General features: G+C 56.7%; 13 protein-coding genes, 1 pseudogene and 1 riboswitch. Of the genes and pseudogenes, 5 read left to right on the top strand and 9 right to left on the bottom strand.

The annotated features are described in order from the left end of the window. Positions 1–293 (top strand): annotated as a pseudogene (locus PHT20_RS15225) (NDP-sugar synthase); the annotation flags it as partial. Between the two features lie 59 nt (positions 294–352). Beyond that, positions 353–1,810 (top strand): mannose-1-phosphate guanylyltransferase/mannose-6-phosphate isomerase, encoded by a 1,458-nt coding sequence (locus PHT20_RS15220; RefSeq protein ID WP_301021182.1) that lies wholly within the window; start codon positions 353–355, stop codon positions 1,808–1,810. Between the two features lie 138 nt (positions 1,811–1,948). Here PHT20_RS15220 and metF read toward each other — a convergent pair whose 3' ends face one another. From metF to orn, 5 genes are all read right to left on the bottom strand, one after another. Then, the gene (gene metF / locus PHT20_RS15215; protein WP_301021181.1) at positions 1,949–2,791 is read right to left on the bottom strand and encodes a methylenetetrahydrofolate reductase [NAD(P)H]; all 843 of its coding nucleotides are present in this window, start codon (positions 2,789–2,791) and stop codon (positions 1,949–1,951) included. A 134-nt stretch (positions 2,792–2,925) separates the two neighbouring features. Then, entirely contained in the window at positions 2,926–4,464 is a 1,539-nt protein-coding gene (locus PHT20_RS15210; protein WP_301021180.1) for a Fic family protein, read from the bottom strand. A 16-nt stretch (positions 4,465–4,480) separates the two neighbouring features. Further along, the gene (locus tag PHT20_RS15205) at positions 4,481–5,362 is read right to left on the bottom strand and encodes a TlyA family RNA methyltransferase (protein ID WP_301021179.1); all 882 of its coding nucleotides are present in this window, start codon (positions 5,360–5,362) and stop codon (positions 4,481–4,483) included. A 40-nt stretch (positions 5,363–5,402) separates the two neighbouring features. Continuing rightward, a complete protein-coding gene (gene ahcY, locus PHT20_RS15200; protein ID WP_301021178.1) occupies positions 5,403–6,914 on the bottom strand; it encodes an adenosylhomocysteinase in 1,512 nt (503 codons plus the stop codon). Positions 6,915–6,988: 74 nt separating this feature from the next. Further along, positions 6,989–7,099, bottom strand: a riboswitch (S-adenosyl-L-homocysteine riboswitch). Positions 7,100–7,106: 7 nt separating this feature from the next. Continuing rightward, entirely contained in the window at positions 7,107–7,718 is a 612-nt protein-coding gene (orn, locus tag PHT20_RS15195; protein ID WP_301021177.1) for an oligoribonuclease, read from the bottom strand. 55 nt (positions 7,719–7,773) lie between these two features. On the opposite strand from orn, the gene PHT20_RS15190 reads away from it, so the two are divergent. The 3 genes from PHT20_RS15190 to rsgA are packed head-to-tail and all read left to right on the top strand — an operon-like array spanning position 7,774 to position 10,300. Next, positions 7,774–9,057, top strand: coding sequence for a M48 family metallopeptidase (locus PHT20_RS15190; RefSeq protein WP_301021176.1), 1,284 nt, complete (start codon positions 7,774–7,776; stop codon positions 9,055–9,057). Next, positions 9,054–9,395, top strand: coding sequence for a 4a-hydroxytetrahydrobiopterin dehydratase (locus PHT20_RS15185; RefSeq protein WP_301021175.1), 342 nt, complete (start codon positions 9,054–9,056; stop codon positions 9,393–9,395). Before PHT20_RS15190 ends, PHT20_RS15185 begins: the two co-directional genes overlap by 4 nt. After that, positions 9,392–10,300, top strand: a complete 909-nt coding sequence (gene rsgA, locus PHT20_RS15180) for a ribosome small subunit-dependent GTPase A (RefSeq protein ID WP_301021174.1) — start codon at positions 9,392–9,394, stop codon at positions 10,298–10,300. The genes PHT20_RS15185 and rsgA overlap by 4 nt, the downstream gene beginning before the upstream one ends. A gap of 135 nt (positions 10,301–10,435) precedes the next feature. On the opposite strand, the gene ampE is transcribed toward rsgA, so the two are convergent. From ampE to trmD, 4 genes are all read right to left on the bottom strand, one after another. Continuing rightward, the gene (ampE, locus tag PHT20_RS15175) at positions 10,436–11,389 is read right to left on the bottom strand and encodes a regulatory signaling modulator protein AmpE (protein WP_301021173.1); all 954 of its coding nucleotides are present in this window, start codon (positions 11,387–11,389) and stop codon (positions 10,436–10,438) included. Between the two features lie 7 nt (positions 11,390–11,396). Next, positions 11,397–12,086, bottom strand: coding sequence for a CoA pyrophosphatase (locus PHT20_RS15170; protein WP_301021172.1), 690 nt, complete (start codon positions 12,084–12,086; stop codon positions 11,397–11,399). An 88-nt stretch (positions 12,087–12,174) separates the two neighbouring features. Beyond that, a complete protein-coding gene (gene rplS, locus PHT20_RS15165) occupies positions 12,175–12,558 on the bottom strand; it encodes a 50S ribosomal protein L19 (RefSeq protein WP_301021171.1) in 384 nt (127 codons plus the stop codon). 71 nt (positions 12,559–12,629) lie between these two features. After that, on the bottom strand, positions 12,630–13,255 hold a 626-nt coding region (gene trmD / locus PHT20_RS15160), incomplete at its 5' end, for a tRNA (guanosine(37)-N1)-methyltransferase TrmD (protein WP_301021170.1).

Raw genomic sequence — 13,255 nt, 5'->3', positions numbered from 1 at the left:
CCCAAATTCCTTGGGGTCAGGTGCAGATTGAAGGCCCGGTCTACATTGGTTCGAGCGTGCGCATTGAGCCTGGCGCCAGCATCATTGGCCCGTGCTGGATCGGCCACGGCAGCCACATCCGTACTGGGGCTCGGGTGGTGCGTAGCATTTTGTTTGAATACACCCGCATTGCCGCCGACATGCGTTTTACCGACATGATTGTGTCGCCTGACTACTGCGTTGACCGCACGGGCGACACCTTGTACCGGGGCGACGAAACCGCCCAATTGCGCTGGGGCGATGCCCGCGCCTGATGCACCTCATGCGCCACAGCGCATGGGCTTGCCCCGTTCACCTTTTTTTGATTGACACCATGACTTCACCCATCTTGCTTCAACCCGTCGTGTTATCTGGCGGCTCTGGCACCCGCCTGTGGCCGCTGTCGCGTGAAAAATACCCCAAACAACTGCTCAGCCTGGTGGGGGACGACTCGCTGTTGCAAGCCACCGTGCGCCGCGTACAGGGGTTGCAAGGCGTGACCCTGACCGAACCCATGGTGGTGTGCAACGAGGAGTACCGCTTTGTCATTGCCGAGCAGCTTCGCCTGCTCGGGCAAAGTGGTACTGTGGTGCTGGAGCCTTGTGGCAAAAATACGGCACCAGCCCTTACTCTTGCTGCTTTGGCAGCTATAAAAAACGGTGCAGACCCGGTGCTGCTGGTGATGCCTGCCGACCATGTCATCACCAACGTGAGCGCCTTTCAAAGCGTGGTCACCGCAGGCGCTGCGCTGGCCGCGCAAGGCGCGGTGGTGACCTTTGGCATCACCCCAGACACCCCTGAAACCGGTTATGGCTACATCCAGGCTGGTGCCGCTTATGGCAGCGACGGCGCGGCGCGCCGCATTGCCCGGTTTGTTGAAAAACCCAACCTGGCCACCGCCGAGTCCTACCTTGCCGAGGGCAGCTACCTGTGGAACAGCGGCTTGTTCATGCTGCGTGCGTCGGTTTGGCTCTCCGCCATGGGCGTGTGCCGGGCTGACATTTTGGCCAACTGCCAAACCGCGTTCGAAAAAGGTCAAACCGATGGCGAATTTGTGCGGGTCGACAAGGCCACCTTCAGCTTGTGCCCGAGCGACTCGATTGACTACGCTGTGATGGAGCGCTTGGCTCAAGCGGGCGACTCGGCCACCTTGCCCGCGGGCGTGGTGCTGCCCTTGAGCGCCGGTTGGTCAGACGTGGGCGCGTGGGACGCGCTGTGGCAAGTGTTGCCCAAAGATGCCAGCGGCAATGTGGCGCAAGGCGACGTGCTGCTGCAAGACTGCGAAAACACTTTGGCCTTATCCGAAGGCCGCTTGATTGCCTGCGTGGGCGTGAGTGACCTGGTGGTGGTTGAAACCGCCGACGCGGTGCTGGTCTCGCACAAAGACAAAACCCAAGACGTGAAAAAAATTGTCGATGCCCTCAAGCGGCTGGGGCGCTCTGAGAGCAGCATTCACCGCAAGGTGTTTCGACCCTGGGGCTCTTACGACGGCGTGGATGCGGGTGAGCGCTTTCAGGTCAAACGCATTGTGGTCAAACCGGGCGGCACGCTCAGCCTGCAAATGCACCACCACCGCGCCGAGCACTGGATTGTGGTCAGCGGCACAGCGCGCGTGACCTGTGGTGAAAAAACCTTTTTGCTGGCAGAAAACCAGTCCACCTTCATCCCCCTGGGCACCACGCACCGGCTGGAAAACCCGGGGCGCGTGCCGCTGGAAATGATTGAAGTGCAGTCTGGCTCTTATTTGGGTGAGGACGACATTGTGCGGTTTGAGGATGTTTACGGGCGGTAATCTTCAACCGGTCCTGGTGGACGGTGCAAGTCGTCCCTACGGGGGCATTTCAGTCGACAGGGCTTTTTCACGTTAAATTAAGCAGAAAATAAGCCTCTAGCCCTAATAAAATAAGCGCAGACAGCTATCAAAAAAATATCAAAGCAAGCCCATGCGCTGGCAAATTTCCAGCGTGGCGGCACTTTGGTTCATGCTGTAGAAATGCAAGCCCGGCGCACCACCGGCGCGCAGTTGCTCACACAAGTCGGTCACCACATCCAGGCCAAAGGCTTTGATGGACGCACTGTCGTCGCCAAAGGCTTGCAGGCGCAAGCGAATCCAGCGCGGAATTTCGGCACCACAGGCATCGCTGAACCGCATGAGTTGAGACGAGCTGGCAATCGGCATGATGCCGGGCACTACCGGAATTTGCACGCCCAGCGCATCTGCTTCTTCTACAAACCGAAAGTAAGCGTCTGAGTTGTAAAAATACTGGGTGATGGCCGAATCAGCACCGGCTTGCACCTTGAGGGCAAAGGCTTTCAGGTCGGCCTCTGGCGACTTGGCCTGGGGATGGGTTTCCGGGTAAGCAGCCACTTCAATGTGAAAGTCACCCGGCATCTCAGCGCGGATAAAGGCCACCAGGTCACTGGCGTAATGGAATTCGCCCCCGGTGCCATAGCCGCTGGGCAAGTCACCGCGCAATGCGACCAAGCGTTTGACACCCATGGCTTTGAGCGTGGCCAGCTGCTCGCGCACACCGGCACGGGTGGCGCCAATGCACGAAAAGTGCGAGGCAGCAGGCATACCCTCGGCCAGAATGTCGCGCACCGTATTAAAAGTGCCTTCTTGCGTGGAGCCACCTGCACCAAAGGTGACCGAGCAAAACTCGGGCTTCAAGGCATAGAGTTGCTGGCGCACGGCGCGCAGCTTTTCAACTCCTTCAGGTGTTTTGGGTGGGAAAAATTCAATGCTGACGGGGAAATGGGGGGCTGATGTCATGATGAAACTCGAAAAATAAACAATCAATAAAAGAAATCACGCTGTGCGAACCCACAGCAAGTCATCCAACAAGGTGACAAAAAGACGATCCAAAGTGGCTGTGTGCAAGCCGTTGTTTTCGTTGGCCATGTTTGTCAGTTATCTGGAAATGGATTGGCTTGGCTTGTGCTGCTGATTTGCGCTTGATTTTGCCCCTTGGCTGTCAGCCGATATTTCTGCGTTGGACTATGGGGTGAGCCCGGAAGTGTCCGCTCAATCAGTCCAGCTGCAAGCGCGGGTTCAAGGTAATTTTCAGAAAAAGTACCCCGGTCTTTCAAGCCGACAGCGGCCATCAGCTCAGCGCGGGACATATTCCCCACCAAAACCGCCAACAAATGCGCAACTTGCTGGGTTACTTGCTGGGTTACTTGCTGGGTTACTTGCTGGGTTACTTGATCAATCTCACCCTCCACATGCGCCAGCGCCAGCCCCGGCTTGCGCCAGATGGTGGTCACAAAGCCGTCGGTCAAGCCAAAAGTGGGTTCTGGCAAACCATGCGTGATGCAGCGCTCGATCATGTCGCAGGTGCCCGTGCCCATGCGCTCAATGTATTTGGCCAGGTACAGCGGCTCGGCAATCAAGGGGTTGGCGGGGTATGAGCCGTGCGGCTGGCGCAGCGACTGCAGGCTCATACCCGGTGGCAGACCACCCGGGTTCCACACTTCCAGCCGGTTGGCAAACAGCATCACCTGCACGCTGGCAGTGCTGGTGTAGTCGCGGTGGGCAATGGCGTTGACGATGGCTTCAGACACCACTTCAGGGGGAATTTCATAGGCGGTGGGCGCTTGCGCGCTCAAGGCTCGGGTGCCCACGGCCAGGTTGATTTTGGACAGCACAAAGTTCACGGCTTGGTCTACCAGCTCAAACAACGTGCCTTTATAGACTTGGTAGAACGGAATTGGCTTTTGCCGCTGGGTGCCATGAAAGTGGGCGCACTTGACTTCTGAGTTGTAGATGAAACGCTGCGGCTCTTTGCCAAACAGCAGCACAGCAGCGTGGGTGGGTGTCTCGTTTTTCAGCAGGCGCAGTTGCGTCAGCACCGTGTGTGGCGCGGCATCTTCAGCCAATGGGAAGTTGCGCGCGCTGCGTGCGGTGCGTAAAAAGCTCTGTATCTTCTCGGTAGACAGGTCGGCCTGTGTGGCATCACGGCAGGCGCTGGCATCAAACGGGGTAAAGCGCAGCAACTCATGCGCTTGAAGGTAGTCCACCAACGAGGCATACACAGCGGGGTGCAGGTTGGCGCTGTTTTGGAACCGCCGACGCACCACCTGGCTGCTGGCGTGCTGAATTAGCGCTTGCATTTTGGGGTGTTTGGCCTGGTCAGTTTCGCCTTTCACGTAGATCAGCCGGGCTTTGTGCAGATAAGTGGCGCGGTTGAACTCGTGCTCGGTGGGGGAAACGCCTTGGGCATCTTCAAAGCCATAGCTGTCGCCAAACAAACCCAGATAAATATCGCAACTGGCAACCTGTGCCAGGTAAGCGGTGCTGGCTTGCTGGTCAAGGGCGGGCAGGTCTTCAAACAAAAATGGCTCAAAAAAGCGCCGCAGCAGAGGGTCGGTACGCAGGTAGTCAGCCAGTGCAGCGCGCTCAAGTGCAAACTCTTTTTGAACGCTGCTGATGAAGATGCGCTGCACGAAAAAACCTCCGGGCTTAGGGCTTACTGGCGGCGATAAAAAACTCCCGGTTGCCGTCGCCGCCGGTGATGGGCGAATCGAACCAGTGCGTCACGGTCAGGCCCAGGTCAGCACAAGCCTCACGCAGGCGTTGCTCAACAATGGGGTACATCGCCGCATCTTTGACAATGCCGCCCTTGCCCACCTGGCCAGGTTGCAGTTCAAACTGCGGTTTGACCAGCGTCAGCAGCGTGCCACCGGCCTTAAGCAGCGGCACCACCGCAGGCAGCACCAGCGTTTGCGAGATGAAAGACAGGTCGGCCACGATCAGATCAAACTCGGGCGAAAAAGGCGGTGTATCAGGCTGCGAGATAGCAGCATCAAGCCCAGCGGCTTCATTTGCATCCGCCTCCTCATACGCGCCAGCATCCGCTTCATCTTCTACATAAAATTGGCCTGCAGCGCTTATGCTGTCTGCGTAAGCAGCTATCAAATCAGATGCATCTAAAGCCCGGGCGTTGAGCCCTTCCACACACAGCACGCGCGGGTCGGCGTGCAGCTTGGGGTGCAGTTGGGCACTGCCCACATCCACCCCCACCACCATGGCGGCGCCGTGTTGCAGCAGGCAGTCGGTGAAACCGCCCGTGCTTTGACCCACATCCAGGCACTGACTACCCGCCACCGACAAGCCCACGGTTTTCAAAGCAGCCTCGAGTTTGAGCCCGCCGCGTGACACATAGCGCGCCTCGGCATCGTCAAGCAGCCGCAGCTCGGCCTCGGGCGGCACATCGTCGCCGTTTTTGGCAACTTTGCGCCATGCATCAGCTTGCAGCCATTCCACGCCCCCGGCAATCAGACGTTGCGCCTGAGAGCGGGTGCTGGCCAGGCCACGCTGCACCAGCAGTTGGTCAATTCGCATACATCTCCAAGTTAAGCGCTACAGGCGCTTCGGGTGTGGATCAATACCGGTAGGTATTGGCTTTGTAGGGGCCAGACTTGCTGACACCAATGTAGGCGGCTTGCTCGTCGGTCAACTCCGACAACTGGGCACCCACTTTGGCCAAGTGCAGGCGTGCCACTTTTTCGTCCAGGTGCTTGGGCAGCACATAAACCTGACCCACTTTGTACTCTTTGGAACGGGTGAACAGTTCAATTTGCGCAATGGTCTGGTTGGCAAAGCTGGAGCTCATCACAAAGCTGGGGTGACCCGTGCCGCAACCCAGGTTCACCAGGCGGCCTTTGGCCAACAAGATGATGCGCTTGGCGGGCTTTTTGCCTTTGGCCGGAAAGATCACATGGTCAACTTGTGGTTTGATCTCTTCCCAGGTGCACTTGGCCAAGGAGGCCACGTCGATTTCATTGTCAAAGTGGCCAATGTTGCAGACGATAGCCTGATCTTTCATGGCTTCCATGTGCTTGTAGGTGATGACGTTTTTGTTGCCCGTGGCCGACACAAAAATATCGCATTTGTCTGCGGCGTATTCCATGGTGACCACTTTGAAGCCTTCCATGGCCGCTTGCAGCGCGTTGATGGGGTCAATTTCTGTCACCCACACTTGGGCACTCAAGGCGCGCAGCGCTTGGGCAGAGCCCTTGCCCACATCGCCATAGCCGGCCACGCAAGCCACTTTGCCGGCAATCATCACATCGGTGGCGCGCTTGATGGCGTCCACCAGCGATTCACGGCAACCATACAGGTTGTCAAACTTGCTCTTGGTCACGGAGTCATTGACGTTGATGGCACGCAGTTTCAAGTCGCCCTTGGCTGACATTTCGTTCAGACGCAACACACCGGTGGTGGTTTCTTCGGTCACGCCAATGATGTTTTTCAGGCGGCGGCTGTACCAGGTGGGGTCTTGCGCCAGCTTGGCCTTGATGGCGGCAAACAGGCAGGTTTCTTCCTCACTGCCGGGGTGGTCTAGCAAGCTGGCGTCTTTCTCGGCACGGGTGCCCAGGTGCATCAGCAGGGTGGCGTCACCACCGTCGTCCAGAATCATGTTCGGACCTTCTGCAGCGGTGCCTTTCTTGCCGTCAAATTCAAAAATGCGGTGGGTGTAATCCCAGTAATCGGTGAGCGACTCACCTTTGTACGCAAACACCGGCGTGCCAGCGGCCACCAGTGCGGCGGCGGCATGGTCTTGGGTCGAGAAAATGTTGCATGAGGCCCAACGCACTTGCGCACCCAGGGCCTGCAGCGTTTCCACCAGCACCGCGGTCTGGATGGTCATGTGCAGGCTGCCGGTGATGCGCGCACCTTTGAGCGGCTGGTCTTTGGCAAACTCTTCACGGATGGCCATCAGACCGGGCATTTCGGTCTCGGCAATGTTGAGTTCTTTGCGACCCCAGGCCGCCAGACCGATGTCGGCAATGATGTGGTCAACCGCAGCAGCGGCTTTGACAAGTGCCAGCTTGGGCTTTTCAGCTTTGACAGCTTTGGTGGATTTTTCAGATTTTTTAGATGCAGCGCTCATGGTTCACTCCAGAAGTTAATTGAACAAGCACGGGCTTGCGAGGGCAACTTGGGTGAAATCTCACCTCACAAAACCGTGGGTGAGCGCCGTTGTGAAACGCTGCAACAGGGTGCCGCAGCGGGTTCCGAGCCTCACTCAGCACCTGGCTTTAAGCCTTGGTGTGAGCTGCAACGCTCCTCGGAATGGGCGCGATTATAGGGAATCTGTGCACAGCCCTGCTGCGGCAGTTGGCAATTGAATGAAGTGGGTGCGGTAATGCACCAGCTCATCAATGGACTCATGCACATCGGCCAAGGCGGTGTGACGCTGCTTTTTTTTGAAGCTTTTTTGCACCAGCGGTGCCCAGCGCTTGGCCAGCTCTTTGAAGGTGCTGACATCGACATTGCGGTAATGAAAATATGCTTCCAGCTTGGGCATGTAGCGGGCCAAAAAACGCCGGTCTTGGCCAATGGTGTTGCCACACATGGGCACCATGCCTTTGGGCACGTAGGCACTGACAAAGGCCAGCATCTGCAGCTCGGCCTCGGCCTCGGTCAGGGGTGAAGCTTTCACCTTGTCGATCAACCCACTGCGGCCATGCGTGCCTTTGTTCCAGGCATCCATGCCCGCCAACAAGGCGTCGCTTTGATGAATCACCAACACCGGGCCTTCCACACGCCGGGTCAACAGGGGGTCGGTCACAATCACGGCGATCTCGATGATGCGGTCATGTTCTGGGTTGAGCCCGGTCATTTCACAGTCCAGCCGAACCAGGTTTTGATCTGATTTGCCCAGAGGCTCTTCGGGGGTGTGGCTGCTATTCATGCGGCAGATTGTCGCTGATAGCCTAAACTTCGCCGCCATTCATCAAGCTTGACCTATGACCGATTTTTCCTTTGTGTTGACTTCTTTGTTCACGGCTGCGCTGGTGCTGAGCTTGTTGATCAAATTCTGGCTGAGTTCGCGCCAAATCCGCCATGTGGCGCGGCACCGCAGCCAGGTGCCCGCTGCCTTTGCGCACACCATTTCAATGGCAGCACATCAAAAAGCGGCTGACTACACCTTGGCCAAAGCGCGACTCGGGTTGATCGACATGGCGCTGGGCGCCGCGGTGTTGCTGGGCTGGACTTTGCTGGGCGGCCTGTCGGCGCTCAATGAAGTTTTGGTGCACTGGCTGGGCAACAACATGACACAGCAGCTGGCACTGCTCGGCTCTTTTGTGCTGATCGGCGCAGTCATTGAGTTGCCGCTGTCTTGGTACCAAACCTTTGTGCTGGAAGAGCACTTTGGCTTTAACAAAACCACCCCCAAGCTGTGGCTGATTGACATGGTCAAAGCCAGCGTGCTTGGGGCTGCCATTGGGCTGCCCATTGCGGCCTTGATCTTGTGGATGATGGCGGCCACTGGCCATTTCTGGTGGCTCTGGGCCTGGCTGTTTTGGATGGGCTTTAACCTGCTGCTGCTGGTGATTTACCCCACGCTGATTGCCCCCCTGTTCAACAAATTCAAACCGTTGGAAGATGAGTCACTCAAAGCGCGCGTGACCGCCTTGATGCAGCGCTGTGGCTTTTCAGCCAAAGGCCTGTTTGTGATGGACGGCAGCAAACGCAGCGCCCATGCCAACGCCTATTTCACCGGCTTTGGTGCCGCCAAACGGGTGGTGTTTTACGACACCTTGCTGGCCAAGCTGTCCGCCGCCGAGGTGGATGCCGTGCTGGCGCATGAGTTGGGGCATTTCAAACACAAGCATGTCATCAAACGCATGGTGTCGATGTTTGCCATGAGCCTGTTGGGGTTTGCGCTGCTGGGTTTTTTGGCACAGCAAAGCTGGTTTTACACCGGCTTGGGGGTGCAGCCCAATCTGCTGGCCGCCAACGATGCGCTGGCGCTGTTGTTGTTCATGCTGGTGATGCCCGTGTTCAGCTTTTTCATTGCCCCGGTGTTTGCACAGCTTTCGCGCACGCACGAATTTCAGGCCGACGCCTATGCCGTGCAACAAACCAGTGCTTCAGATTTATCGACAGCGTTGCTCAAACTTTATGAAGACAATGCGTCTACCCTGACACCCGACCCGCTGTATGTGCGCTTTTATTACTCGCATCCGGGTGCATCTGAGCGCTTGGCACGCATGAGCAGCCTCCCGCCTACTGAGAAAGTTATATGAAAAATAGCCCTCTAGCGCCCATATACAAAGCGCTAACAGCTACAAAAATAATAGCAAATTTAGCCAAACTTGAAGGCTGGCGACTCAGTGGCGATGGCCCTGATGTGGTGATCGAGAAAACCTACCGCTTCGCCAGCTACGCCCAGACCATGGCGTTCGTCAACAGCGTGGCCTGGCTGGCTCAGGCCAACAACCATCACCCTACCCTGCAGGTGCTCTTTGACCGCTGCGTGGTGCACTACCAAACCCATGACGTGGCGGGCTTGAGCCTGGCTGATTTTCAAAACGCGGCAGCGGTCGATGCCTTGCCCATGGCTCAAACGCCAGCCCAGCCATGACCCACGCACCGGGCCTGATCGTGGCCAATTACGGGCGGCATTTTTTAGTGGAAAACGCGCAAGGTGCGCGTCTGATTTGTCATTCGCGCGGCAAAAAAAGCCAAGGCGTGGTGGGCGACCGGGTGCAATGGTTGGCCTCTGAAGATGAAGGCACAATTGAAAAAATTGAACCACGGCGCAACCTGTTTTATCGCCAAGACGAGGTGCGCACCAAAACCTTTGCCGCCAATTTAGACCAGGTGCTGATCTTGCTGGCGGCTGAGCCTGAGTTTTCCAGCATGCAACTCTCACGCGCCTTGATTGCCGCAGAAGAGCAACACATCACACCGCTGATAGCCCTCAACAAAAGTGATTTGACCGTGCCGTTTGCGCGGGCTTGGGAATGGTTGTTGCCCTACCGGCACATGGGCTATGACGTGATGGCACTGTCTTTGAAAAACGAAAACGCCAGCCGCGCCACCTTGACTGCGCGCCTGGCGGGGCGAACCACGTTGGTGCTGGGCCCGTCTGGCGCGGGCAAAAGCAGTTTGATCAACTGCTTGATTCCAGGTGCATTGGTGCAAACTGGCATCTTGTCGCAGGCCTTGAACAGCGGCAAACACACTACCACCAGCACCACTTGGTATTGGGTGGATGCAGACAAAACCACGGCATTGATTGACTCCCCCGGCTTTCAGGAGTTTGGTCTGAACCACATTGACCCAGGGCAGCTGGCCGCTTACATGCCCGATTTCAAACCGCACGTGGCGAACTGCAAGTTTTACAACTGCAGCCATTTGCATGAACCGGGTTGTGGTGTGATTTCAGCGGTCAAAGCGACCGATGAGGCAGACACCATCAGCGTGAACCGCTACAAGATTTACAGCGATTTATACGCTGAGCTGAAACAAATCAGGCACTATTGATGCCCACCATGTAACTTAAAAATGAGAGCTGGTTGCGCTTATCCAGCAAGCGCTAGAGGCCAATTTGGTTAAAAATTGAACCCAGCGCATTGATGAAGGTTTGGTAAGGCAGCACGGGCAGGTGCACCTGATGGGTTAACCCAACAACCGGGCCAGGGTCAGCAACGCCAATAACACCACCCACATCACCACGGCACGCCACACCAAGCCCACCACAATGGCCAAGTGAGCCAGCTCAAGGGTGGGTTTGGCGCGGGTTGGGTCTGTGTCGTCTGGGCTCGTTGGCAGGTTGACTGCCAGGCCTGGCAAGGCCAAATTGACAGCGCCCGCCGTGGCAGCCAACAGCAAACCGTCGTTTGAAGGGGCAGACGATGCTTGGTATGCACGCCAGCCGTCGATGGCCTCTTCAAAATTGCCCACCACCGCAAAACTCAAGGCCGTGACCCGCGCTGGCACCCAGTCTATCCAGTGCCAAGCCAGCTTGGCGTGGTTTTGCAGCGCCTCACTGACGGGTTGGGCATGCATTTGGCTCTGGTGCTGCCAATAGCGCACCACAAATTCACCAAGCCGGTACAGCACAGCCCCCATGGGTCCCAAGCCCAGCCCCGCAAAAACTGAAAACCAAACCAGCACCCCCAACACATGACGGTGCGAAGCCAGTACTGAAAACTGAATCACCCGCCCTAGCAGTTCGCTGCGCGTCCAGTTTTGCGGCTCAATGTGCTGCCACTGGCACAGCAACGATTTGGCCAGTGGTTCATCATCTACCGCCAAGGCGTCCCGAATTTGTGTAAAGTGAAAACTGAACTGGCGAAAACCCAGACAGGTGTAGAGCACCAAAGCACTCCAAAACATGGCCAGCGCCCAACTCACAGTCACATCCAGCAACACGTAAATTGCTGCTGCCAGCAGCGACGGCAAACCCACAGCTGCTGTCCAGGCCAGCCAGCCATGTAGCGGTTTGCCAGCATCAAAATTGCGTGCACACCAACGCACCCAAACACGCATGGTGGCGTGGACAGGGTTGCCACGCGCCAAAGGCCGCGCTTGCTCCAGCAACAAGGCAAAAAGTACTGAGATAAAGCTCATGCAACCATCATAGCGACTGACTTCCTTGCGCTTGTAAAAAACGGTAAAAATTACGCAACATGCCCGCTGTCGCACCCCAAATAAAACGCTCGGTCTCTCCGTCTTGGTAAGGCATGGACAACCATTCGCGTTGAACGCCCTGCCAGACCAGGGTGTGATGCCGATGATGGGCCGGGTTCATCAAAAAATGCAGGGGCACCTCAAACACCTCTGCCACTTCAAACGGATTGATCTTCAAGGAAAAATCGGGCGCCACCAAAGCCACCACTGGGGTGACATGAAACATGGAACCCGTGACATACACCGGCAACTGACCCAACACATCAATGTGCCGCGCATCCAAACCAACTTCTTCTTGCGCCTCCCGCAAGGCAGTTGCCGTGGCATGGGCGTCTGTGGGGTCAGTGCGGCCACCTGGAAAAGCAATCTGCCCTGAATGCGTCGACAAGTGCAGGGTACGCACGGTCAACAGCACGGTTGGCTGCGCGCGCATCACAATCGGCAACAACACCGCAGCGGGCAACACAGGTCGATCTAGAAACGGCTTCTCGGCATGCAATTCAGGCGCCCAGAGCCGCGAAGAGGCAAAACTTGCACGCAACGCCTGAGGTTGCAAGTCAGACAAGGGCACCGCTGGCAAATGGTGATCTACCCGGTCTACGGGAACCTGCTGTGGCTCGATTCTGGTGTGCGGCATCCGAGGCCAATGTCAAAAAATGAAACTTTGGGCGAAAAAAAACCGCCACACAGAAAATGCGGCGGTTTTTTTAAAAGCGTGCAAGCAATTAAGCGGCTGCAACAGGTGCCACTTTGCGAGCTGGCAGTTTTTCTTTGATGCGAGCCGACTTGCCGCTGCGATCACGCAAGTAGTACAGCTTGGCACGGCGCACATCGCCACGGCGCTTGACTTCAATGCTGGCAATCAACGGACTGTAGGTTTGGAAAGTGCGTTCCACGCCTTCGCCGCTTGAAATTTTGCGCACTGTAAAGCCGCTGTTGAGGCCGCGATTACGCTTGGCGATGACCACGCCTTCGTAAGCTTGCAGACGTTTGCGGGTGCCTTCAACCACATTCAAGCTGACGATAAAGGTATCGCCAGGACCAAAGTCAGGAATGGTTTTGTTTAAACGAGCAATTTCTTCTTGCTCAAGGATTTCAATCAGGTTCATAAACACTTTCAATGATCTTGTAAACACCAGCGTCACCATGACACAAGCTGCAATTCGAATGTGCAGCGGTTTTACAGAGGATCGGTAAGCCCGCAATTATAACTTGACAACACGGCTTCATCTGTAGCGGTCAAAAGACCAGATTGCCGTGCCTGTGCAATCAATTCCGGCCGCAGTTTTTGCGTCAAAACCAAGCGCTGGTCTCGACGCCATTTTTCGATGTGAAGATGGTGTCCGCTCAACAGCTCAGCGGGCACATCGATCCCTTGCCAGTGCTCCGGGCGGGTGTAGTGCGGGCAGTCCAACAAGCCGTCAAGCGCCGGGTTAAAGCTGTCTTGCACATGACTTTGTTCGTCGCCCAGCACGCCAGGTTGCAACCTGGCCACCGCATCCAGCAAGGCCATGGCAGCGATTTCGCCGCCAGACAAAACAAAGTCGCCCAGGCTGATTTGATCGGTGACGTAGGCGTCGATGAAGCGTTGATCCAACCCCTCATAGCGGCCACACAGCAATATGGCGCCTTGACTTTGCGACCATTGGGTCACCATGGCGTGGTCAAGCCGACGACCCAACGGCGAAAACAACACCACTGGCGCAGGTGTTTGACGCTGCGCTTGAATGAATGACAAAGATTTTGCCAAGGGTTCTGCCATCATCACCATGCCTGGGCCGCCGCCAAAAGGCCGGTCATCCACGC

The sequence above is a fragment of the Rhodoferax sp. genome (genome assembly GCF_028715765.1).
Taxonomy (GTDB): Bacteria; Pseudomonadota; Gammaproteobacteria; order Burkholderiales; family Burkholderiaceae_C; genus Rhodoferax.
Note: the sequence above shows the minus strand (reverse complement) of the source record. Positions and strands in the feature narration are given on the sequence as shown.